Annotated in this window: 24 protein-coding genes; 10 read left to right on the top strand and 14 right to left on the bottom strand. The window is 43.9% G+C overall.

The features are described 5' to 3' along the window. Positions 1 to 81: 81 nt before the first annotated feature. Complete coding sequence (locus ACTRWI_RS02615) at positions 82 to 1,509, bottom strand: NAD-dependent succinate-semialdehyde dehydrogenase (RefSeq protein WP_499129121.1); 1,428 nt, start codon at positions 1,507 to 1,509, stop codon at positions 82 to 84. A gap of 359 nt (positions 1,510 to 1,868) precedes the next feature. On the opposite strand from ACTRWI_RS02615, the gene ACTRWI_RS02620 reads away from it, so the two are divergent. Then, on the top strand, positions 1,869 to 2,441 hold the full coding sequence (locus tag ACTRWI_RS02620; RefSeq protein ID WP_499129122.1) for an aldolase/citrate lyase/malate synthase family protein: 573 nt from the start codon (positions 1,869 to 1,871) through the stop codon (positions 2,439 to 2,441). Positions 2,442 to 2,897: 456 nt separating this feature from the next. After that, on the top strand, positions 2,898 to 4,505 hold the full coding sequence (locus tag ACTRWI_RS02625) for a BCCT family transporter (protein ID WP_499129124.1): 1,608 nt from the start codon (positions 2,898 to 2,900) through the stop codon (positions 4,503 to 4,505). 180 nt (positions 4,506 to 4,685) lie between these two features. Here ACTRWI_RS02625 and ACTRWI_RS02630 read toward each other — a convergent pair whose 3' ends face one another. Beyond that, a complete protein-coding gene (locus ACTRWI_RS02630) occupies positions 4,686 to 5,612 on the bottom strand; it encodes a M14 family metallopeptidase (protein WP_499129125.1) in 927 nt (308 codons plus the stop codon). A 174-nt stretch (positions 5,613 to 5,786) separates the two neighbouring features. Between ACTRWI_RS02630 and ACTRWI_RS02635 the strand changes: the two genes are divergently transcribed. Next, complete coding sequence (locus tag ACTRWI_RS02635) at positions 5,787 to 6,692, top strand: DUF808 domain-containing protein (protein ID WP_499129126.1); 906 nt, start codon at positions 5,787 to 5,789, stop codon at positions 6,690 to 6,692. A gap of 109 nt (positions 6,693 to 6,801) precedes the next feature. On the opposite strand, the gene pyrC is transcribed toward ACTRWI_RS02635, so the two are convergent. Next, positions 6,802 to 7,830, bottom strand: a complete 1,029-nt coding sequence (gene pyrC, locus ACTRWI_RS02640) for a dihydroorotase (RefSeq protein ID WP_499129127.1) — start codon at positions 7,828 to 7,830, stop codon at positions 6,802 to 6,804. Positions 7,831 to 8,023: 193 nt separating this feature from the next. Next, complete coding sequence (locus ACTRWI_RS02645) at positions 8,024 to 8,182, bottom strand: YqaE/Pmp3 family membrane protein (RefSeq protein WP_499129129.1); 159 nt, start codon at positions 8,180 to 8,182, stop codon at positions 8,024 to 8,026. A 135-nt stretch (positions 8,183 to 8,317) separates the two neighbouring features. On the opposite strand from ACTRWI_RS02645, the gene ACTRWI_RS02650 reads away from it, so the two are divergent. Next, positions 8,318 to 10,174, top strand: coding sequence for an MOSC N-terminal beta barrel domain-containing protein (locus ACTRWI_RS02650; protein WP_499129131.1), 1,857 nt, complete (start codon positions 8,318 to 8,320; stop codon positions 10,172 to 10,174). An 86-nt stretch (positions 10,175 to 10,260) separates the two neighbouring features. Here the strand turns inward: ACTRWI_RS02650 and nadE are convergent, their stop codons facing one another. Further along, positions 10,261 to 11,091, bottom strand: coding sequence for an NAD(+) synthase (gene nadE, locus ACTRWI_RS02655; RefSeq protein ID WP_499129133.1), 831 nt, complete (start codon positions 11,089 to 11,091; stop codon positions 10,261 to 10,263). Between the two features lie 109 nt (positions 11,092 to 11,200). Here nadE and ACTRWI_RS02660 point away from each other — a divergent pair, with 109 nt between their 5' ends. Next, on the top strand, positions 11,201 to 11,722 hold the full coding sequence (locus tag ACTRWI_RS02660) for a nicotinate-nicotinamide nucleotide adenylyltransferase (protein ID WP_499129135.1): 522 nt from the start codon (positions 11,201 to 11,203) through the stop codon (positions 11,720 to 11,722). A 22-nt stretch (positions 11,723 to 11,744) separates the two neighbouring features. Then, the gene (locus ACTRWI_RS02665; protein ID WP_499129136.1) at positions 11,745 to 12,236 is read left to right on the top strand and encodes a hypothetical protein; all 492 of its coding nucleotides are present in this window, start codon (positions 11,745 to 11,747) and stop codon (positions 12,234 to 12,236) included. Between the two features lie 151 nt (positions 12,237 to 12,387). Here ACTRWI_RS02665 and ACTRWI_RS02670 read toward each other — a convergent pair whose 3' ends face one another. Further along, the gene (locus ACTRWI_RS02670; protein WP_499129138.1) at positions 12,388 to 13,014 is read right to left on the bottom strand and encodes a hypothetical protein; all 627 of its coding nucleotides are present in this window, start codon (positions 13,012 to 13,014) and stop codon (positions 12,388 to 12,390) included. Between the two features lie 175 nt (positions 13,015 to 13,189). On the opposite strand from ACTRWI_RS02670, the gene ACTRWI_RS02675 reads away from it, so the two are divergent. After that, positions 13,190 to 14,296 carry a 1-acyl-sn-glycerol-3-phosphate acyltransferase gene (locus ACTRWI_RS02675; RefSeq protein ID WP_499129140.1) on the top strand — a complete coding sequence of 369 codons (1,107 nt, stop codon included), beginning with the start codon at positions 13,190 to 13,192 and terminating at the stop codon, positions 14,294 to 14,296. A 105-nt stretch (positions 14,297 to 14,401) separates the two neighbouring features. Here ACTRWI_RS02675 and ACTRWI_RS02680 read toward each other — a convergent pair whose 3' ends face one another. After that, a complete protein-coding gene (locus tag ACTRWI_RS02680; protein WP_499129142.1) occupies positions 14,402 to 15,001 on the bottom strand; it encodes a hypothetical protein in 600 nt (199 codons plus the stop codon). Between the two features lie 137 nt (positions 15,002 to 15,138). Between ACTRWI_RS02680 and ACTRWI_RS02685 the strand changes: the two genes are divergently transcribed. Then, entirely contained in the window at positions 15,139 to 15,420 is a 282-nt protein-coding gene (locus tag ACTRWI_RS02685; RefSeq protein ID WP_499129143.1) for a YnjH family protein, read from the top strand. A gap of 37 nt (positions 15,421 to 15,457) precedes the next feature. Here the strand turns inward: ACTRWI_RS02685 and ACTRWI_RS02690 are convergent, their stop codons facing one another. Next, on the bottom strand, positions 15,458 to 15,757 hold the full coding sequence (locus ACTRWI_RS02690) for a YfcZ/YiiS family protein (RefSeq protein ID WP_499129145.1): 300 nt from the start codon (positions 15,755 to 15,757) through the stop codon (positions 15,458 to 15,460). Positions 15,758 to 16,287: 530 nt separating this feature from the next. Here ACTRWI_RS02690 and ACTRWI_RS02695 point away from each other — a divergent pair. Further along, a complete protein-coding gene (locus ACTRWI_RS02695) occupies positions 16,288 to 16,749 on the top strand; it encodes a TetR/AcrR family transcriptional regulator (RefSeq protein ID WP_499129147.1) in 462 nt (153 codons plus the stop codon). 390 nt (positions 16,750 to 17,139) lie between these two features. On the opposite strand, the gene ACTRWI_RS02700 is transcribed toward ACTRWI_RS02695, so the two are convergent. The 6 genes from ACTRWI_RS02700 to ACTRWI_RS02725 all read right to left on the bottom strand — a co-directional run bounded on the left by ACTRWI_RS02700 (position 17,140) and on the right by ACTRWI_RS02725 (position 22,062). Next, complete coding sequence (locus ACTRWI_RS02700; protein WP_499129148.1) at positions 17,140 to 17,922, bottom strand: heme ABC transporter ATP-binding protein; 783 nt, start codon at positions 17,920 to 17,922, stop codon at positions 17,140 to 17,142. Next, positions 17,922 to 18,959 carry a FecCD family ABC transporter permease gene (locus tag ACTRWI_RS02705; RefSeq protein WP_499129149.1) on the bottom strand — a complete coding sequence of 346 codons (1,038 nt, stop codon included), beginning with the start codon at positions 18,957 to 18,959 and terminating at the stop codon, positions 17,922 to 17,924. The genes ACTRWI_RS02700 and ACTRWI_RS02705 overlap by 1 nt, the downstream gene beginning before the upstream one ends. A gap of 105 nt (positions 18,960 to 19,064) precedes the next feature. Then, positions 19,065 to 19,955, bottom strand: coding sequence for a heme/hemin ABC transporter substrate-binding protein (locus tag ACTRWI_RS02710; protein ID WP_499129151.1), 891 nt, complete (start codon positions 19,953 to 19,955; stop codon positions 19,065 to 19,067). Positions 19,956 to 20,138: 183 nt separating this feature from the next. Further along, positions 20,139 to 20,552 (bottom strand): ExbD/TolR family protein, encoded by a 414-nt coding sequence (locus ACTRWI_RS02715; RefSeq protein ID WP_499129152.1) that lies wholly within the window; start codon positions 20,550 to 20,552, stop codon positions 20,139 to 20,141. Then, the gene (locus ACTRWI_RS02720; RefSeq protein WP_499129153.1) at positions 20,549 to 21,250 is read right to left on the bottom strand and encodes a MotA/TolQ/ExbB proton channel family protein; all 702 of its coding nucleotides are present in this window, start codon (positions 21,248 to 21,250) and stop codon (positions 20,549 to 20,551) included. Before ACTRWI_RS02720 ends, ACTRWI_RS02715 begins: the two co-directional genes overlap by 4 nt. Positions 21,251 to 21,252: 2 nt before the next feature. Beyond that, the gene (locus tag ACTRWI_RS02725) at positions 21,253 to 22,062 is read right to left on the bottom strand and encodes an energy transducer TonB (RefSeq protein WP_499129155.1); all 810 of its coding nucleotides are present in this window, start codon (positions 22,060 to 22,062) and stop codon (positions 21,253 to 21,255) included. A gap of 161 nt (positions 22,063 to 22,223) precedes the next feature. Between ACTRWI_RS02725 and ACTRWI_RS02730 the strand changes: the two genes are divergently transcribed. After that, a complete protein-coding gene (locus tag ACTRWI_RS02730) occupies positions 22,224 to 23,114 on the top strand; it encodes a radical SAM protein (protein WP_499129157.1) in 891 nt (296 codons plus the stop codon).

A 23,114-nucleotide genomic window follows, 5' to 3' on the forward strand; every position in this document is an offset into this window, starting at 1 on the left:
TCGTTTCAGAGGGGTTGAGGAGAAAAGCTTAGTTACCGCTAAAACCTAGTTTTCGCCGAGACCTGAGTTCTCACCGAAGCCTTAATTTCCACCAAAACATAGATACTTAATATCCATGTATTCATCGATGCCTTCTTTTGCCCCTTCACGACCAATGCCCGACTGTTTCACCCCACCAAACGGTGCTACTTCAGTAGAGATCAAGCCGTCATTGATGCCAACCATACCGTATTCAAGCGCTTCTGCTACCTTCCACACACGGTGAATATTCTGGCTGTAGAAGTAAGACGCTAAACCATAAATCGTATCGTTCGCCATCTCGATGAGTTTTTCATCGCTGTCGAACTTCATAACTGAAGCGACAGGACCAAAGATCTCTTGTTGAACGATGTCCATGTCATGTTTCACGTCTTTTAGAATGACGGGTTGAATAAACAGGCCATCGAGTAATTGAGTTGGTGTCACTGGTTGTGCACCTTGTTCAATTGCTCGATCAATTAAGCCTTGGATATTTTGTTTCGCTCTTTCACTGATGACTGGGCCAATGTTGACGCCTTCATCTAAGCCACTTCCGACCTTAAGCTGTTGTACTGCTTGGTCGAACTTAGCCACAAATTCGTCGTGTACTTTACTGTGGATATAGAATCGATTAGCACAAACACAAGTTTGCCCTGCATTGCGGAATTTAGATGCCATTGCACCTTGCACGGCAGCGTCGATGTCTGCGTCGTCAAACACAATAAAGGGTGCGTTGCCGCCAAGCTCCATTGAAGTGCGTTTGATGCCTTTGGCGGCTTGCGCCATTAAGATGCTGCCAACACGGGTAGAGCCGGTAAATGAGATCTTTTTGATTAATGGGTGTGAGGTAAACAGTTCACCGATTTGTTCCGGACTATTACCTAAAACCACTTGAATAAGGTCTTCAGGGATTCCAGCTTGGTAAGCCAGTTTAACGATCGCAAATGCTGAAAGTGGTGTCTCGTCAGAAGGTTTCACAATGAAGCTACAGCCAGCCGCTAATGCAGGCGCTGCTTTACGGGTGATCATCGCAACGGGAAAGTTCCATGGCGTGATGGCACAGGCTACCCCAATCGGTTGTTTGATAGTAACTAAACGCTTATCTGCCGCAGTACTAGGGATCGAATTGCCGTAGGTGCGTTTGGCTTCTTCGGCGAACCATTCAATGAAGCTTGCTCCGTAAACCACTTCGCTGGTGGCTTCAGCCAACGGTTTGCCTTGTTCCATTGTCATCAAGCGAGCAAGATCATCTTTGTTTTCAAGGATCAACTTATACCAATTATTCAACAGCGCGGCGCGAGTTTTAGCTGGAACTTTTGCCCACTCTTTCTGTGCGATATGTGCACGCTTGATGGCGTTATCTAATTCTACTTCGGTAGAGATTGGCGCATAGCCAATAACATCCCCGGTTGCTGGATTGGTGACCGCAACCGCGCTATCTGCTTCTGTCACCATAAAAGAGAGTAATTGCTTGTTGTTGATTTTGAGCATTGTGGTTCCTTATTGATGAATAACTAGAATGTACTTTTTCTGTCAATGGAGCACTAAACTGTTATTCATTATTTTCACGAAGAAGTTAGTACACGGATCAAACAAGACCTGAAATGAGAATATTATGCTCCATAAATCTTTAAAAATTAAATGCTTATTATCCATATTACCCCCCAAAATAAGACAGTGTAAAAAAGCAATTTAGTAAAATTCACAGTGTGTAATTTTTGTTATGAAATCGTTTCAAAAATAGCAGTAGTATGAAAAACATGGAAACCAAGCAGTAAAGAACAAACCTGAAAAGGGTCAATTAGGATGTTTGATCCGAATGAAATTTAAAGCCGTACGAGGGATAGACTATGAATATGCTGACACTAGACAAAACAGAACTTCACAGAAACCATTCAACTTTTATTGCTGAAGCTGTCTTTGCCGTCGAAATGGTGAAAGCAGACAAGCAACTCGAAAAGCAGAAGATGGCAAAACAGTTGCTAGACACTCTATTTCCTCTTGAGTCGGGCACTCATGAAGATGTTGTGAGCTATGAAATTGACTATCGACATGTTCAGGTTTACTTCAAAAATGGCGAACATACAGGGCTGAAATGTGCGAAGTATTTTGTGGCATATACAGGTGATAAATCTAAGCCATCATCAATCCTGTTCCGCGATGAAAGTGGTACACATGTGGAAGTGACGATTGGTGCTCGAAAAGGTACAGGTAATCTTGAGCTTGTAGACATCGAAGACATCCAACTAGAGACATGCACCACGTTTGGTCAAACAGACGCAAGTATTTCTTCTGGAATCCGACATTGGGTTAGCTTAGTGAAGGGTGATGAAAGCGGCCGACCAAATGCATCAAGTGAAGATAAAGAGTTCACTGCGAAAAATGGCGATGACTACAATCTTGGTTTTTGTTTCGCATTCTAATATCAAGCGCTGCAGTGCGCAGTGCTAACATCCATTTCTCTTTTACCTTTGGTAATTTCCCCGCCCCTATAGCGGGGCTTTTTTATTAGAGCTATAAGTAAATATCGTGTTTATTAAAATTATCTGACGAAAGTTTAAAAACTATTTTATGATGCAGCGTTCTTATTTAACTTGTTGTAATTTATTGTTTTTTATTGATGCTTTGCGCTGTCTTTTATTGGGTTGATTATCATTATAAAGGTGGTTGTGAGTAACTGTTGAGCTAAAAATCAGTCAAAATGCTTCGTGTTGTGCTATATTACGCGGCTTGGGATTGAGCTAGTAAGTCCATTCATTATCTCAGATAGTGACTTTCACCATGCTTTGTTTAGGTGATTTGGCGAGCCAATCAAGTAGTAGTTGGATATGGAGCGAGTCCTTATATTCGTTGAATCGGATATACGAACATCATAATTTATGAGTTTTAAATCAAAAAAGTACAGTATTGATTCTACTGACTATCAAGTTGGTCAAGATAACGTCAGTAAATGGGGCATGGATGTCCATAACACAGTTTTCGTAGCCTCTGTTGGCTTATCTCTTCTCTTCATCATCACCCTTCTTGCTCTGCCTCCTGTAGATGCCAAAGCGGCAATTGACTCCATCAAGGGTGCGGTTCTATCAAAGTTTGACTTCCTGTTCATGTGGGGAGCCAACATCATGTTAATTTTTGCCGTTATTCTTGCATTGTCACCGTTAGGTAAAGTTCGCTTAGGTGGTGAAGACGCAACGGCAGACTATTCAATGGCCTCTTGGATTGCGATGTTATTCGCAGCAGGCATGGGTATTGGACTTATTTTCTGGGGTGTTGCTGAGCCAACTGCGTTCTTTACCAACTGGTTTGGTACTCCGTTGAACGCAGACCCTTTTACAGAAGCTGGTCGTGAGTTAGCGCTGGGTGCAACGGTATTCCACTGGGGTTTCCATGCTTGGGCTATCTACGGCATGACAGCACTTTGCTTAGCGTATTTTGTTTATAACAAAGGTCTACCGCTATCTATGCGCTCAGTGTTTTACCCAATCTTGGGTGAGCGAGTGTGGGGTAAAACGGGTGATGTGATCGACGTGCTAACGGTACTCGTTACTTTGTTTGGTTTAGCAACTTCGTTAGGCTTAGGTGGTACACAAGCAGCAAGTGGTATTAGCCACGTGTTTGGCTTGGAAAATAATATCCTACTCCAGCAATCTATTATTGTTTTGATCATGGGCCTAGCGATCATATCTGTACTTCGTGGTATGGATGGTGGTGTTAAGTTCCTAAGTAACCTAAACATGGTTATTGCTTTTGTATTTCTTGGCCTTATTGCAGTGCTTAACTTCACAACTGTACTTGATTCTGTGGCAACAGCGGCAGCGGGCTATGTGAAAAATATCTTGGCATTGAGTCAAAGCACTGGTCGTGAAGACACGACATGGCTGCATGGTTGGACGGTGTTCTACTGGGCATGGTGGGTCGCTTATGCACCATTCTTCGGTATGTTTGTAGCGCGTATTTCTAAAGGTCGTACGGTTCGTGAGTTCTTGTTCTGCGTACTGATTATCCCGACGCTAGTAACTTCGGCTTGGATGTCTGTGTTTGGTGGTGTGGCTATTGAACAGGTCATTAATCATGTTGGTCAACTTGGTCTTGATCAAGGCATCACAGATGTATCACTAAGCCTGTTCCACATGTTAGATGCGTACTCTTTTGGTAGCATTCTATCGGTTATCGCAGTAGCACTAATCATTGTGTTCTTCGTTACGACACTAGACTCAGGTTCGATTGTTATCGATGGTATGACGGCTGGTGGTAAGCTTGAAGTACCAGTGAAACAGAAAGTAGTGTGGGCGGTTATCTCAGGCGCGATTGCGATGGTGATGTTGTGGATTGGTGGTACTCAATCTATCCAAGCACTGCAATCTATCACGATTATTGCAGCGCTGCCGTTCACTGTCATTCTTCTGATTGGCTGCGTGAGCCTGCTGAAAGGTCTATTTACGGAAGTAGATAAAGGCCAAGCAAACGTAAGCGAAACAGCGAAGTAGGGCGATTTTCTTAGAGGTAAATTACTCGCTAATAGCGCCCTGAGTATTACTGAAACTCTCTTGTACTTTTTGCGAGGGAGTTTGTTTATGTGCGCTATCAATAAACAAAAAAGCCACAAATGATTCGTCACTTGTGGCTTTCTCAACTTTATTCTAGTTCTCTAGAGATAAATTACTCGCTTATGCCTTCAGCTCGTGTTTAATCACGTAATCTAGAGCACCAACGACAGCTGCCACTTGCGCGTCGTTACACTCTTCGTCGGTTACTTTATCGCTGTCTGGGTAAACTTCTGTCGTTGTACCGTACTTGCAGTTCGTGACGCCGCCACACAGGCCTAGCTCTTTCATTGGGTAGTTAATCACACCGTGCTGTGTCACCTCTGAGCCAATGATCTTACCGTCTGCATCTGCTGGTGCAATGTGCGTTACTTTTTCAACTGAAGCAATGACAGCCGCTTGGAATTCTGGCTGAGGGTTTTCAGTGTCACCGACTGTGTAGAAACCATCTGGAATCATACCTTCGATGTACTCAATGCCGTCACGAGCTGCAAGTGCTGGACGGAATTCTGTTTCATCAGAATCTGTGGTTTCGTGTAGATCAACGTGAACCAGCACCTCTGGTAGAGATGCCACTAATGCACGTAAGTTTGCTGACTCTTCAGCAGGGGTTCCTTCATAGAAAGAACGGTTTGGATCGACGGCATTTGGGTTCCAGCGGTTGATAACTTCGTAGCCCCAAGGGCTAACACAAGGTGCAACTACTACATTGAAATACGCTGCGTATTTCTCTGCTTGAGTATCTGCGAATTTGATCGCACCGTGCACACCACTTGTCTCATAACCGTGAACACCGCCCGTTACCAGGATGGTTGGTTTTGATGCATCCCAGTTTTTGCTTTTGATTGCAAGCAGAGGGAAACGAGCCTCATCGTAGCTCAGTGCGCCGTATTGCTCGATGTCAAAGCGGCCTGCTAATGCTTGGATTTTAGGAACCACTTCTTGCTGGTATTCGCGCTTAACGGTTCTTTGAGCAAACCATGCTTGACGTTCTGCTTCTTGCCATTTTTTTCCAGGCTCACCGATAGGGTAGCTGTATTCACTTTTCATCTATACTTTTTCTTTTATGTTCGTGAAAGATGCAGACAGACTAGTCCTGTCTCGCTGAGACGGCAATAGAAAATACAGTTTGTGACTTTATTTTTTACAGACTCATAACTTTGATGAGTGAATTGATAGTGTTACATTTTAGCTGTTGTTCAATCCTTTAAAAGAGACAATAAAATGGCTGGAGCAAGTTTACTCACACTGTTAGACGACATAGCCACAGTGCTAGACGATGTCGCTCTGATGTCTAAAGTGGCGGCGAAGAAAACCGCTGGTGTATTGGGCGATGATTTAGCACTTAACGCACAGCAGGTTTCGGGTGTGTCTGCTGAACGAGAAATCCCTGTGGTGTGGGCGGTTGCAAAAGGCTCATTCAAGAACAAGTTGATTCTTGTGCCTGCCGCTTTATTGATTAGTGCATTTATTCCTTGGTTGATCATGCCAATGCTGTTAGTTGGTGGCTTATTTCTTTGTTTCGAAGGGGCTGAGAAGGTCTTAGAAAAGTTCTTCCCGCATGCCCACCAAGATGACGACAAAGGAGATGAAGATAAAACAGGTGAATCCATTGAGGACTATGAGAAGAGAAAGGTTAAAGGCGCAATTCGTACCGACTTCATATTATCCGCAGAAATCATTGTGATTGCTCTGGGTACCGTGACGGGGACCAGCATCTTGACCCAGATTATTGTCGTGAGCTTGATTGCTGTCGTGATGACGATTGGTGTCTATGGGTTGGTTGCAGGGATCGTTAAGTTGGATGACTTAGGTTTTTATCTTCAACGTACATATGACGGTAGCGCAGTAAAAGCAACTCTGGGTAATGGGCTTGTTTCCTTTGCGCCAAAGCTCATGAAGATGCTTGCTGTTGTCGGTACGGCTGCCATGTTCTTGGTTGGTGGTGGTATCGTTGTTCATAACGTTCCCGCAATTCATCACTTGATTGAGCCTATCATCATGGACTTCAGCAGACATACGATTGCGACTGCAGTCGTTCCCACATTGTTGAATGGCGTGATTGGTTTGGTGGCAGGGGTACTTGTAGTCGCGATTTGGAGTGTGATAGAGAAGGTTCGCGACAAGTAGGGCTTAAACAACGTCTTAGAGCGTTTCTTTCATACATATTAAAAAGGGTCACCATAATCTGGTGACCCTTTTTAGTTAAAATGAAGTATTTACTTTGCCTTGCGAGTGCTTATTTTACTGACCAAGCGATCGTCTCGCCGCCACGAATTGGCACAACGATGTCTGAACCAAATGGCATGGTTTCAGCAACGTTCCACTCTTCTTTTACTAGAGTGATGGTGTCTGTGTTACGAGGGATGCCGTAGAAGTCTGGGCCGTTGTGGCTTGCGAACGCTTCTAGGTTCTCAATCTTGCCTTCTAATTCGAACACTTCCGCGTACAGTTCAACTGCTGCGTGCGCAGTGTAAGAACCCGCACAGCCACATGCCGACTCTTTTGCGCCTTTTGCATGTGGTGCTGAGTCTGTACCTAAGAAGAACTTCTTGCTGCCGCTTGTCGCTGCCTCAATTAGCGCTTTTTGGTGAGTGTTGCGCTTAAGGATTGGTAGGCAGTAGAAGTGTGGCTTAATGCCGCCAACCAGCATGTGGTTGCGGTTGTAAAGCAAGTGGTGAGCTGTGATTGTCGCGGCAACGTTGTCGTTCGCGTTCTTTACGAAATTCGCAGCATCTGCAGTCGTGATGTGCTCGAGAACGATTTTTAGGTTAGGGAAATCATTCACGATTGGCGCAAGAACTGTGTCTAGGAACTCTTTCTCACGGTCAAAGATATCAACATCGTGCGTGGTTACTTCACCGTGTACCAAAAGTAGCATGCCAACTTCTTGCATAGCTTCTAGTACGTGGTAGATGTTCTTCGCAGAGGTTACTCCTGAGTCGGAGTTGGTTGTTGCGCCAGCTGGGTACAGCTTCGCAGCTACAACAGCGCCAGATTCTTTCGCTTTGCGGATTTCATCAGGTGTGGTGTTGTCTGTCAGGTAAAGTGCCATTAGAGGCTGGAACTGTTCGCTTGGCTGCTCTGCCATGATGCGTTGACGGTAAGCTAGAGCCATTTCGGTATCTGTTACCGGTGGGATGGTATTTGGCATGATTAACGCTCGACCATTGTAGCGGCTGATATCGCGCACTGTATCTTTTAATACTTCGCCATCGCGTAGATGAACGTGCCAGTCGTCAGGACGAGTAATCGTAAGTTGTGTCATTGAAGGCTCCCACCATTTGAAGTGTAATATAGTTGGAGCCTAAACTCGGCGAAATCTGTGAAAGCAATCGCTTACGTTTAGGCGACAGGATGATAGTGGAAAAGCACTTTCATTTCATCCTATTTTTAACTCTTCAGGGTTAGGAGCTTGTATTTCCGCGTATTTTATTCGGTATTTATTTTTGAAATATGGATTATCGAGTCGCTACCCACAACCCGTGGGTCATTCCCGGAACCCAGAAGAAGAGAGTGAGGACTAGGTTGATTAAAAGGTCTTTGCCTGCGCCTCGTGCGAAAGACATACCCAAAAGGGGAAGCAGTACACATAAGATGATAATATCGAGTTTGCTCATGATAAATCCTTTTATTCAATGAAAGTTCAATGCACTAACAATATTCACTCAGTATAAAGCGTTTAATGGCTGGCAGTTTATCTATTTATAACCATTTGTTAGCATTGGGACAAACTACAAAACATTGGAATCGTTATGTCGCAGTCACCTTTAGATCGAAAGGCTTCAGAGCAAGCTCCTTCCTTATCTCAAATCAATGTGTTTCCGGTTAAATCAGTGGGCGGCATTGCGCTTTCTTCTGCTTGGGTTGAAAAACAAGGTCTCACTTTTGACAGACGTTTCATGCTGGCATTGGCTGATGGCTCAATGGTTACGGCGCGTAAATATCCGAAAATGGTCAAAGTGTCTTCCAGTTTGCTGCCAGATGGTTTGATCTTTACTTATGAAGATAAAGAGCCACTGCGCCTTAAGTATGAGAACTTCAAGATGCAAGAAGCGCCAGCAACAGTGTGGAAAGACAGCTTCATGGCCTACACAACGAGTGACAAAGCTGATGACTGGTTTAGTGATGTATTGGGTGTACGTGTTGAGCTACTTTTCTCTGGTGAACAATCTAATCGTGTTCGTGAAAAGTTGGGCCATAACGTGAGTTTTGCCGACGGTTACCCGATGTTGATCATCAGCCAAGCTTCGCTTGATGAGTTGAATCGTCGCAGCCCTGAAATGCATTCCATGGATCAGTTCCGTACCAATTTTGTCGTCTCAAACACTGAAGCGTTTGCTGAAGATGGTTGGAAGCGGATTCGAATTGGTGAGGTTGAATTCGAGGCGGTGAAACCTTGTGAACGTTGTATTCTAACTACGGTAGATGTTAACAGTGGAGAGTTCAGAGCGACAAAAGAGCCACTGAATACCTTCTCTAAATTCAGAGCCAATGATCGTGGTGGCGTATTCTTTGGTCAAAATCTAGTCGCGAAAAATGAAGGCTTAGTAAGAGCTGGTGATGTGGTTGAAGTACTCGAGACCAAAGAAAAAGAACATTACGAAGACACATGGGTAGAGTCACTGCATTTAACTTGTGTTGAGCGTGAAGAGATCGCAAGAGACTTTACGACATTTTGGTTAGAGCCTGCGAAAGGGAACCACTCTTTACCAAGTTACCACCCAGGTCAGCATCTGCCGATTGAAATTATTATTGATGGTGAAAAAGTGTCTCGTCGTTATACGCTTTCTTCAAGCCCATCTCGCGCGGGTCGTTTAGCGATTTCAGTGAAGCGCGTCAATGGTGGCCAGATCTCCAACTGGTTGAACGACCACTTCCAAGTTGGCGATACCTTAGTGGCGCAAAATCCTGATGGTGCTTTCTACTTAGAAGATAACCCAACGCACCCATTATTATTGCTTTCTGCAGGCAGCGGTATCACGCCTATGCTGTCGATGCTCCGTTATTTGGCAGACCATGATCAGATTAATGATGTGGTTTTCTATCATCAATGCAGCAGCGAAGAAGATATTCCTTATCAAGCTGAGATTGACCAAATCGCCAAAGAACACGAAGGCTTAAGTGTGATTTATTCATTGAGCCAACCAACGAAAGAGTGGGATGGTTTGTCTGGTCGTTTGAGCGTGTCGCATATCGCGAAAATTGACGCGCTTCATAAACGCCAAGCTTTTGTGTGTGGTCCTGATGGCTTTATGGATAATGCAAAGAAACTACTGATTCAAATGGGCTTGAATCCTCAGCACTATCATCAAGAAGCATTTGCTGTCGCACAATCAACGGACGAGACAGTTAAGCAGCTAAAGCTAAGTGTTAATGGTTATCTATTCGAAGGTAACAACCAGTCTACCTTACTAGAGCAAGCTGAGTCGGCGGGTGTATCCATTGCATCAAGCTGCCGTGCGGGCTTTTGTGGTGCTTGTAAAGTGACCCTTGAGTCTGGGCAAGTTCACCAACCGGATGTACCAGCGCTGCAGGAGCACGAACGTAACATGGGCCAGATTTTAGCATGTTGCAGTGTGCCTCAAACCGATATCGAAGTTGTGGATTAATGGCTAATTAAGTCACTCCCTTCATAAAATATAAAAGGCCGGAAGTTGAACTGCCGGCCTTTTTAATTTGAGACTAACTTAAAGTACTAATCGTAGATTGTTGGGATTGGTTGACGCTTGTGTTGTGTTGCTTTGTAGATGCTGATCAAGCGGTCTGATACGTCTTGAGGCACTTCTTTACCTTCAAGGAAATCATCGATTTGATCGTAAGTTAGGTTCAGCGCTGCTTCGTCAGCTTTTTGTGGATCAAGCTCTTCGAGATCGGCAGTTGGCACTTTCTTAACTAGCTGCTCTGGTGCACCTAGTGTTGCCGCTAGTTCACGAACTTGACGCTTGTTTAGGCCAAATAGAGGCGCTAAGTCACAGGCACCGTCGCCGTGTTTAGTGTAAAAGCCAGTGATGTTTTCTGCTGAGTGATCGGTACCAATCACAAGGCCACCAACGTAACCTGCGATTTCGTATTGTGCGATCATTCGAGCTCGAGCTTTTACGTTACCTTTTACAAAGTCGATTTTCGCTGAGTCTGTTGGTAGTAGCCCGGTTCCTTCAAGTGCAGCGTGAGAAGCCGCGTGAAGCCCATCAACACCTTCTTTAATGTTTACAGAAACTGATTGAGAAGGTTGGATAAAAGAGAGAGCCAGTTGTGCTTCATCTTCATCTTTTTGTTCACCATAAGGAAGGCGAACTGCGATGAATTGGTAGTCGTTGCTACCTGTGCTTTCATTCAAGCTGTCAACAGCCAGTTGTGCTAGTCGACCACAGGTAGTCGAGTCTACGCCACCACTGATACCAAGGATCAGGGACTTGCAACCAGACTGCTGAAGTTTCGTTTTGATAAAGTCCACACGACGAGTCACTTCGAAGTGAGGGTCAATTGAAGGTAGTACGCGCATTTCGTCACGAATTAACTGTTCCATTCGTATTCCTTTCCTGCAAGCAAATTAAAAATCTAGTGTTATCATACCTAAATCATTCGATTTAAAAACCTCTTTGCACAAGCTTAGAAACAGAAGGCAGTAATTAATAATGGAAAAAATAGCCATTTTCGGCAGTGCGTTTAATCCGCCGAGCTTAGGGCATAAAAGTGTGATTGATTCACTAGCTCATTTCGACAAGATTCTTCTGGTACCAAGTATTGCCCATGCTTGGGGAAAAGAGATGCTAGACTTTGATACGAGATGTCAGTTAGTTACCGCATTTATTAGTGATCTTTCATTGGATCAAGTTGAACTATCATTGATCGAAAAGAGTTTGTTTACGCCCGGTGAAAGTGTGACAACTTATGCTGTACTCAGTGAATTGCAAAAGTTACATGGTGACGCTGAACTTACGTTTGTGATTGGGCCGGACAACTTCTTTAAGTTCTCATCTTTCTATAAGTCAGATGAGATTACCGAGCGATGGTCTGTAATGGCTTGCCCAGAGAAAGTGAAGATCCGAAGCACAGACATTCGTAATGCATTGATAAGTGCAAGTGATGTATCAAAACTGAGTACAAAGTCAGTTACAAAGATGTTGCAAGGTAGTGGACTGTATACAATAATATAGATTCACCAATTAAAGAGGTCGTATGACTATGCTTAAACGCGCGATACCAGCGACGATGATCATTGCAGCATGCAGTTTACCTGCACAGGCTGAATGTGACTTTTTTAGCTTAGACTCAATCATGCTGGCTTCTGATGATGAAAATAGCTGCCTAGATTTTTCTTCGAGCATCGAGTCTTTCGGTCAGCGCATGCTAGAAATCACTGGTGTGAGTGAAGAAGAAGCCGAGAGCACACCTGACTACTGGTCTGACTGGGTACTTCAAACCAAGGATACGCCACTGTTAACGCAAAGCCTCGAGTCTAACTATGTTGGTTTAGGAATGTGGTTCCCTGAAGACTTAGAAGACGAGCAGTATGATATGTCTACTGAAGAGTGGCTACTGAATCATGGTTTGCAATTAAGCATTGGCTTCGGTGAGAAAGTAGAAGGGCAACCTCGTATGCGTTTTGATTATCGTTGGCACGATTCAAGAGATGCCGATTTGATGATGCAAGTCGAGTTACCGTTTTAGACCAACACGCTCCTTCTATAAGATTGTTAATCTAGCTTCTGTTTATCCTGAATTTGTACTAAGAATTAAAAAATCCGCAGAAACTCAGTTTTTGCGGCTTTTTAATATCTAAATTTTGGCTTTTCTCAGCGACATTAGGCCTTACTAGCGACTATAGGTCGTCACCAAACACCAGCATACACAGTTGTTCAAACTCTTCTTCTTTACCTGAGAATAGGTCATCGATCACAGCTGCACGCTTCTGACCTGATTGCATGCGCTTCTTCGCTTCGCGCATTACCATCACTAAGGTGTACTCTTGTGGTAGGTTTGAGTCATCAATGTTCCATTGATTGAATCGTTGAGACAACGCACTTTCACAAAGCAGTGGTTTGAATGCCAACACTTCTTGCTTAAGTACAGAAAGCATGTTTTGACAGGCTTGGTCGGTATTGTTAGCGCCTGAAGCTCGGCCGTGAGTCAGCTCTAGTTTCTCTAGTAACGCCAAAGAGAGGTTAGTTTGTGTGATGTAACCTGCTTGGCGTGGGAAAGCATCTGTCAGTCGAACAGAGAAATCGACACGGCTAACTTGAGTATTAGGGAAGTAGGTCAACGAAGTTAAGCAGTCAAATGGAATCCAAACGCTTTGGCCAGGTTCAACGGCGTACTCTTGCTTACCCAGCTTGATCAAAACTAAGCCACTTTGAACCGATACAAGGCTATGTTTTAGTACTTTCTTGCGTGGTGTGATCACCAAGTGTGAAAAGTAAGCCGATGTATATTCAATAGCGAAGTTCATAGATAGTACCTTAATTTTGGGGCGACAAGATTACCGTTAATCTTAAAGAATGCCAACAATAACAGGCTATTTTAACTGTTTCTGGTCTGACCTTGTCAAAAGTATGGGCTCTGTAGCTGCGAGAAGTCAAAACAACGCGTAGAATGAGCCAGCTTTTTATTACATGAATGAAAAAATGACCTCTCCAACCGATCCATATGTTGATATTCGTCCTTACGGCGATGATGAAATTCCAGCGGCACTAAACCGTCTTATTAATGATGAAGAATTCATCAGTGCGATTCTGAACTACCGTTTTTCGAATCACGCAGCTTGGTTCCAAGCATTAATGAGCCCAATTCTGCGTGTTTACTTAAAAATGAAGTGGAGCAAGCTGACTAGCGTTGAATCCATACAAATTGAAGTGAAAAAGTACTTACGTGACACGCTTGCGAACACCACAAATGGTGTGACGTACACAGGCTTAGAGTCATTGGATGTGAATCAAGCATACTTGTTTGTATCAAACCATCGTGACATTGCTATGGATCCGGCGTTGGTGAACTACGCATTGCATCAACAAAATCACCAAACTTGTCGCATTGCGATTGGTGATAACCTTTTGAAGAAGCCGTGTGCGACAGAATTGATGCGCTTGAATAAGAGCTTTATCGTTAAGCGCTCTCTTAAAGGGCCACGTGAGATGATGAAAGCGTTAGGCCAGCTCTCTTCTTACATTAAGCACTCTTTAGATACTGGGAACTCTATCTGGATCGCTCAGAAAGAAGGCCGTGCAAAAGACGGTAATGACTTCACTGATCCTGCCATCCTTAAAATGTTTCATGTTGAAGGACGTAAGCAGAAGGTTGCATTTCCTGAATACGTGAAGTCACTGAAGATTGTTCCTGTTGCTATCTCATATGAAAATGATCCTTGTGATACGGCGAAAGCGATCGAGCTGTTTGAAAAAGATGTAAACGGCAGCTATGAGAAAGGCGAATTTGAAGATATCGAAAGCATTATTCAAGGTATTGTGGGCAATAAAGGCCGCATTCACGTTGGGTTTGGGCAGGTTATCGATCGAGACTTTGAGACTCCAGAAGCATTGGCTGAAGAGATTGATCGCCAGATCCATGACAACTATAAGCTGTTTCCAGTAAATCTACTGGCGGCAGAGAAAGAAGATGACTCAATTACAGCTGCGGTTAAGAAAGAGTTCGAAGATAAGTTAGCGACGTTGCCAAAAGGTGCGCGTCAGTACTTGATCGACAGCTATGCGAACCCCGTGAAGAACATTGGTTAGTGAATATTTTGCTTAATTGATTGAATTGAAAAGGAGCCTTGAGCTCCTTTTTGGGTTTTTTTCTGCTTATGCTTTTGATGGAAAGAGGCAAAGCTACAGGGAAGGTTAGCGCGCCACTGCACCGCCAAGGTCCAAATTTGTTGGCCAAGTCGTGACGGTGTTGCCACCTAAATAGATATTGCCTTTTACCGTCATCGTCTCTGGGAATGCAGTAATTGCTGAACCGCCGATATATAGATCACCGTCAATCACAATGCCATTTGGCAGTTCGGTTAAAGGGGTACGAATCACACTGAGGTCGCCTCTCACTCGCAGGCCGTTGGGTAGTCTTTGCAATGGAGTGTCAGTGAAATTAATGAACCCGCCGACTTTGACGCCTTTTGGCCAACTGGTGATTTTGCTACCCATGAAGTCGGCGTAGCCTTTGATTTTAACACCACTTGCTACTCTGGTTAGCTGACTATTAGCAGCCTTGAGGCTGCCGTTAATATCAAGTCCTTTAGGTAAACGTGTGATCGGGGTGTTTTCGATATTAAGATTACCATCGACCACTAAACCGGTTGGAAGTGCTGTGTAAGGCTTATTTCGGAGATATAAGTTTCCATAATTGTCCAGATGGTTCAATATTTGATAGTGATCGATTGGTTCTGCACTGACATTTGTTATGGTTAAAGAACCAATGATAAGTGCAATTATTCTCAGCATAAAAGGCTTCTTATTACGATAGACGCTAACACTATAATGGAAAAATTATTCTCGCACAGTGTTTTAGCCATTTGGCGGTAGATAAAATAGAAATCGTTTGGCTAATCAGGAATTCAGCGACAATGGCAGGTAAATGGATGACTAGAGTAAATATACAAATAATTAAGAGCGTCTTGGTAGCAAGTGCAATGTTATGCCCAATGCCTGCCAGTACGAATAACGTAATTTCAACACCGGGGAAGGCTGCGGTGGTCGTTACTCAAAGCGGTCAACAGCAACGAGTTTGTTATTACGATGACAAGGTATACAGTATTGGAGCGGTACTCGAAGTCTCTGGTGTTGTGATTCAGTGTGCTGCGGAAAACGATTTTGAAACGAATGGAGCACTTGCTTGGATACGAATAAAAGCAGACGAGTAATTTTACTCGTCTTTATATAAGAGCATAAATGCTTATATTAACGCGCTAGAGAGCGAGTCTTAAGTTCGAAAATAATTTTTTCTGCGCTTACTTCGAACTTGAAGCGTGCATGCAATTCAGTACTTTCTTCGGTCATTTCTGACGCTTCAAATTTAACATTGCTAGATACTTGCTTTGCCAGCTCAACGTAATTTGCAAATTCAGCTTCAATGAGTGCTTTCGAGTTGCCGTATACAGTTACTTCAGCAACATCGTCACCTTCTTTAATGATGAACCCGATTTCACCTGCACAGCCGCAAGCTTCACATACATCGTTGTTACCCATATCTTGGCTCATAAATAATCCTCTTACAAAATCTGAGGTTATTCTAACGAGCAATTTGAACTGTATCTACAAAAATTAAAATCTTTGAACTAATTCGTACTGGTATGCTATGTTGTTTGCTGTGAGATTAAATGAATATGTACATTCGCGCCGACAAATGTGTATGTGATCTATCTCATGTTTTGTTGAAAAGCAGGGTTATTAATTTGTTAGAATATCATTCAGTTAGTTGCGTCGTGGCTAATTTTATAAGACTATCTATTGCTTGATAGGTGTTTATATAATGAATTTATTGTTAGGTATTTGATATTCTAAGTAGTTATTTTAGATTGATCACTTAGAGCGGTAAGGTTACTTTCGAAGAATAATTAGACAAAGTGCCCAAAGAGGCAGCACTGTAAAGTTGTTTATGCGAAGTACTGGCGGGTATTTTAAGGGAAATACTTGCGAAAAAATGCCTTGCTCACATAATGCTGATAACAATTTTCATTCTGACTTCATTTTATTGAGTTAGATGGATTTACAAAGAGAAGAGCCTGAATATGCCAAAGCGTAGTAAAGAAGATACAGAAATCACAATCCAGAAGATCATGGATGCCGTTGTAGACCAGCTACTAAGGTTGGGTTACGACAAGATGTCATACACGACGTTAAGTCAGCAAACGGGCGTTTCTCGTACAGGTATAAGCCACCATTTTCCAAAGAAAACAGATTTCACAGCTGCTCTAGACGGTAGAATCTTCAAGATGTTCATGGAGCACATTGATTTCGAAAATGGTCTTGATGCATTTTCAGCTAGCTGGGTTAAAGCGCTTGAAGACGCTGAGTTCTTAGCAATCTTACGATTACTTTTCCACCATATCGTTACAGCTGAAAACGCACACGAATTTGCGGCGAACGGTATTGATCGTCTTTACAAGCTGACTGAGACTCAGTTTGGTGATACAAGTGTTAAAGAACTTGAGTGGTTGATTGGTAAATCACTGGTTCGTATGAGCCAATAATCAATACATATTAAAAGAAGCTCTTTAGGGAGCTTTTTTTGTGCCTATCGTCTGGTATCTCTTACTTCTTTTCTTTTGTCACTTTTTACAGCAGCCATTTACTCGCGTCTCAAATAGCGATATTTCTATTATTTTTATAGGCTTACATTTTCCTTGTACTCCTCTTTTTGAATCAAGTTTGGTGATTGTCTACTGATAACATTCATTTCTAGCGCCTCTAAGGCTCGAGGTGAGACGTTTCGGGAGCATTGCTATCGTTACGAGTAAAATTAAATTTAAGGCGAGAGAGAGGTTATGAGCCAATAAAAAAGCCTCGACAAAATCGAGGCTTATAATGATTTAATTATCATTAGTGGCGAGTGCTAAAAATGAGCAGGATCTAAATTGAGTTTATTGTGCCGGATGTACCTGAGGAAAGCTCATCGTCGGGTGCTTTTCTACGATGCTTTTATATCCATAAACATCCTCAATCATTGACGGCCTGAGAGCTTCCCAAGGGCTGCCATCACACACTAAACTGCCATCTTTCAATACCACCAATCGGTCGGAATACTGAGCCGCTAAGTTTAGATCGTGCAACACCACGATAACGGCTGCATTATGATTGTCTGCAAGTTCTCTCGCGATCTTTAACGTGTTGTGCTGGTGGGCGAGATCCAATGCAGAGGTCGGTTCATCAAGCATTAAGATGCATTGATCGCCAGAGTGATGGAGTTGAGTGAGTACTCGAGCCAAGTGAACTCTTTGTTTTTCACCGCCAGACAGAGAAGGGTAAAGTCTCTCTCCTAGGTGGGATACATCAGCGGTGTCCATCTTTTGGCTCGCGATGTTGGTCAGCATCTTGTTTGATTCTTGCAGTGGAATACCACCAAGCTCGACAACTTCGTGCACCAGAAATGGGAAGGTCAACGTGCTATGTTGAGGAAGCATAGCCAGATGTTTCGCCAGCTTGTGTGAAGGCCATTTGTCTTTAGCATGGCCAAAGTACTGAATGTCGCCAGTACTGGATATTTCTTGGCACATGGCTTTGAGTAGAGTGCTTTTGCCTGCTCCATTTGGGCCAAGCAGCGTGGTTACTTTTCCTGCTTCAATCTCTATGGATACGCTATCTAATATCTTTTTTTTGCCGAACTTTACTTCAATATCGGTCGCTTTTAACGCTGCAGGAAACATTAAAGGATTCTCCCTTTCTGTTGGAATAGTAGGTACAAGAAGAAGGGCGCGCCAATAATCGCAGTGACAATCCCTACTGGTAGCTCTGCTGGGGCAAGAGCAACACGTGAGAACATGTCTGCTGCTGTTAACAGTAGAGCGCCTAGTACCGCTGATAAAGGTAACAGGACTCGGTGATCAGGACCTGCCAGCATGCGACCTAAATGTGGGATAATCAGTCCGATAAAACCAATCATGCCAGATAGGCTTACTGTGATACCAACACCCGCTGCCGTAAGTAAAATCAGCTGTCGTTTCAGTTTTTGAACTGGAATACCTAAGTGTTGAGCTTCTGGTTCACCTAGGAGTAGGGCGTTCAGAGACATCGCTTGTCGGTAGAAAACGACGAACAATCCAACAAGCGTAATTGCAGCAAGTATGATCCCCGACCATTTAGCGCCAGCTAATGAGCCCATCGACCATAGCGAAAGGTCACGCAGCATTTGATCGTCAGCGATGAAGTTTAAGAAGCCTATCCCTGCTCCTGAAAGTGCGCTGATCGCGACACCTGCCAGTAGCATGATAGTTACTGAAGTTCCGAATTTGCTAGTACCAAGTTTGTAAACCAACAATGTGGTTAGAGCGCCGCCCAAGAAAGCAAAGACAGGTACTGCGGCAAAGTTCATGAATGCCGGGTATTGAAGCGAAAACTCAGAGAACAGAACGATAGCTAGCGCAGCCCCTAAGGCCGCACCGGCAGACACGCCAATGATGCCAGGCTCAGCGAGTGGGTTACGGAATAGCCCCTGCATAACAGCACCGCATAGTGCGAGAATGGCACCAATTAGTATGCATAGTATGGTTCTAGGTAGTCGAATTTCTTGAATGATTAAATTGATGTGAGGCGCTAAGTCATTGTTTGGAATAACTAAGCTCGTTGCGCTGTCCATTAAGCTAATATTCATTGGCCCAACAGTGATTGAGTACAGCGCGACAAAGGCTAGGGTTGCACCTAGGCCTAACATCGTTGTTTTTAGGGGGACGGATCGTAGCAACATAAAGGGCCTCAATGTCTATTGCTATCCAGAAGGCTCATCACCAACATGGTTCTAAGGATTGGTGATGGAGCCAGACTACAGCAATAGTTGGAATAGGTAGTCGAGTTATAGCGGGTAGATAAGTGCGTTTAGTCGTTTCGCTTCTGAAAGGCTTTCCAGACCAAGTCCGCCTACTAAAGCGCTGCCATTTACAGTGATGATTTGCTTGTTCATACCTGCAGGGGTTGCCTCTAACATAGGTAACGACTTAAGAATCGCATCAGCGCCGCCCATTTTTTGGTAACTACGACCACTCACTAAAATGACATCAGGTTGCATCTCGACAAGCGATTCCATTGATAATGGTTTGTAAGATGTAAGGCTTTGAGCTGCTGGGTTGATACCGCCAGCCAATTCAATGATCGCATTTGGTGATGTTTCACCACCCGCTACGTTGGCAGGGCGACCTTCGTGCAGCAATAGGAACAATACTTTCTTGGCTTGGTTACTTGGTACTTGATTCGCTTTAAGTGCCGCAATCTTTTGATTCACTTCGGCTTTGACTTGCTGTGAGTGAGCTTCGGTGTGGGTGATCTTTGCGATTTGGTCGATACGTTTTAGTAGCCCTTCTACATTAGCTTCAGTGTTCACGATTTCGACATCGACGCCCGCAGATTTTAGTTGAGAGATCGCGTTGTCCGGTCCCATCTCATCAGAGCCAATCAGTATGGTTGGCTCTAGAGCAAGCAAACCTTCAGCAGATAGGTTTCTGTGGTAGCCGATCTTTGGCAGTTTTTCAGATTGAGGGAAACGACTGGTCACATCAATGCCAACCAATTGTTCTTCTGCGCCAAGCGCTAAAACCAATTCTGTAACGGCGCTGCCAGCACTGATGATTCGCGGTTGTTCAATGTCGTTAGCCATCGCGGTTGGTGCGCTAAGAGCCAAGCTCATTACTGCCAATGAAAAGAGAGAAGTCTGGGTCTTTAATTTATTGAGCACGTTTAAGTTGTTCATAATAATGTCTTTATACTGTCTTTTGTATCGCGAAGGTTCTCAGTTAGCAGTCCGTTCGCATTATGAGTTTCTAATCAATAGGGAGTCTCGGTTCCGGCTGTTTGGTCTTAGTAACTAAGGACTAAGCCCTCTGAATATTGTGTTGTTCTAACTATCGTGTTTGTTTCTAGTTATCGAGTAGCTCTAGCTATCGTCAGTGAGTAATTGAGTCGCAGGAATTCCGTTTTCTTGAAGGAACGACAGCAGCTTCACTAAGTTCTCAACGTTGGCAGCTTTATCGGCCCCAATAATGATTGGCTTTTTATCCGTTGAGCCTGTCTCTTCGAGCAACGCTTTCTTGAAATCTTCCCAATCAATGTACTCTTTTCTGTTAATAGCCCAGTGAGGTTCATGGTCTAAGATATTGACGCTAATCGAATCTTTATGTACCTCTGAAACGTTTTTGACGTCCGAACTTGGTAGGTCAATCTCAAGCGACTCAAGCTTTACTGAAGCTGTAAGCAGTAGAAAAACCATTACGATAAAAATGATGTCGAGCAGTGGCGTTAAGTCGGGCGTTAGGCTTTGCGTATGGGATGAGTTTGGCGTTTTAATCATGCTTGGCTCACATTACCCACAGAGGCTTGGCTTGCAGAGGAATGATTTACATCACCAGGCTGGTTCGTTTGAATCGACATGCCTTCTAGCCACACATTTACGTAATTCAGAGTATGTTCAAGTTGCGCTAGTACTCGATCCGCCCACAGCCCGAGCAGTTGCGCACCTGAGATAGCGGGTAGAGCAATCATCAAGCCAGCAGCGGTCGTTCTCATTGCTAAACCAAGCCCATCTGCCAAATCATTGGGTGTGATGCTGCCTGTTGTCGCTGCAACACCTTTAAACATCTCGATAAGGCCTAGTACCGTGCCGAGTAGGCCGATAAGTGGGCTAATAACACCGATCAACCCCAACAATCTTAATCCTGCGTGTAGTTGGTGGCGTTTTTCTTGAAGCCAAATACCAGCGGCATCTTCACGTAACCCTTTTGCAAATGAGTGGTGAGCGAGCAGCATAGATACACCTTTGTATAGCAAAGGTCTTTTGCCTGAAATTGAATGAGCAAGTGCTTCGATTTCTTGGCTATTAGTTGGTGAAATTTGGTTTAGCTGGCGGCGAATCGCACGTTTGCCAACACCAATGCTGAGCATGACTTGGAAGATTCGCTCAGCGATGATCATTGCCGTTAGTGCTGAACAGATGAGAAGCGGCCAAGTCATTAAGCCAAGTTGATCTTGTAAGTAACTGATTTGTTGCATGATTAATCCAACTTAAAACGAACAGGTATTTGTACACGGTGAGCGATTGCTCGACCGTTGACAGTGTGAGGTGAGAACTTCCATTGTTTAATGGCTTCCAATGCGGCGTTGTCTAGCATCAGTGCGCCTGATGAATTTACTAATGCTTGTTTAACTTGTTTACCTTCAGCGTCTAGCCAGATCTCGTAAGTTGCTACACCCTCGATACCGCGACGCCGTGCTTGGCGAGGGTAGTTCGGTGGTGTAGGGCGAGAAGAAAAGGATGGCTTCGTGATTAATACGGGCTCTTTGTTTGATAGGCCTTGGTTTACTTCCTGAGGCTGGTTGGCAGACTCGCCCATATTGTTATCGACTTTCTTGTCGGCTAACTTTTCTAGTTGTGGCATAGGTTTTGACTTTGCTTTTGGCTCAGAGGGGCCTTTCTTAGCGACCTTCTTTTCAGCAACTGACTTTTTTTGAACCGGCTTCTTTTCAACAATCTTCTTTTCGACTTTTTTTGGCTGTGGCTTATTGGTGATCGCCTTTTTCTTCGGTGTTGGTTTAGCCTGTTTTGGCTCAACAGCTTTTGGCTCGACTGGTTTAGGTTCTGCCTTTGAAACAGGTTCTTTGATTGGTTCTGGTTCGACGGACTCAGTGACCGTTTTTTGTTGAGCTTGAGAAGGTGTGCTCTTCGGAGTGAAGTTGATCGATACGGTGTTCGATTGGCTCCCTGCAGGCATCGCAAATACTTTGGATTCTTGAGCGACAAACAATAGCGCCGCATGAATCACTAACGATGCACCGCCTGCAACAACATACCTAGGAACGTTCACTTTCAATCCTTTACCAAATCTAAATTCTGTACCGGATTATTGCTTAGAATCTAAATAAGATCAATTATCAATTGCATTATCATTTGCGGCTATTTATGATTCTCTCAGTTTTTTGCGAATAGTCTTCCAGGCTTTGCTATGTAAGTGTTTAGATAGGTTATATGAGTCTTGATATTTATAAGCTTGACGAATTGATCTTTGGCGTTTCTAGCCCTGAACTGCTTCGTTTTGCGTTTGCCAAAAAGCACTCTGCACACGCCGGAGGAAGCTTAATTCCGGTTGATCCGAGCAAGAAGTTGGATCTCTTTGATGAACTGATGCTGAGTGAAGGGAAAAAACAGGATAAACGTTGCTTGTATATCCATATTCCTTTTTGTCGTGTGCGTTGTACTTTCTGTAATTTTTTCCAAAATGCGGCAAGTCGCAAATTGGTAGACGAGTATCTCGATGAATTGATGGTCGAGCTCAAGCAAAAAGCCAAAACACCATGGGCACAGTCTGGGTTGTTTCATGCCGTTTATATCGGTGGGGGAACTCCAACCGATTTGTCGCTTAAACAAGTCGAGCTACTAGGCAAGGCTGTTCGCCAATACTTCCCACTCGCCAATGATGTTGAAATTACTCTAGAAGGGCGCATCAACCGATTCGGTGATGACATGTTCGATAGTGCACTTGAAGGCGGCTTCAACCGTTTCTCATTTGGTATTCAGAGTTTCAACACCAAAGTACGACGCAGCGCGAAACGTTTAGATGACCGTGAAGTGGTTCTTGAACGTATCAGCTTTTTGAGTCGCACTGAGCAAGCACCGGTCGTTCTCGATTTACTATATGGAGTGTCGTATCAATCGATGGATGTGTTCCAACAAGATCTAGAAGACTACATGGCGACGGGGACACACGGTATTGACCTTTATCAACTGATTGTTGGAGGCAGTGCTCCTATGCTTAATCTGGTTGAGAAAGGGAGGATCCCACCGCCGGCTAATACGCCAGATAAGGCAAACATGTATTTAGCAGGCGTTCAGTTTATGGCTAAGCACAAAGTTAAGTAG

The organism is Pseudoalteromonas sp. G5_S1_14_S5, from assembly GCF_054968605.1.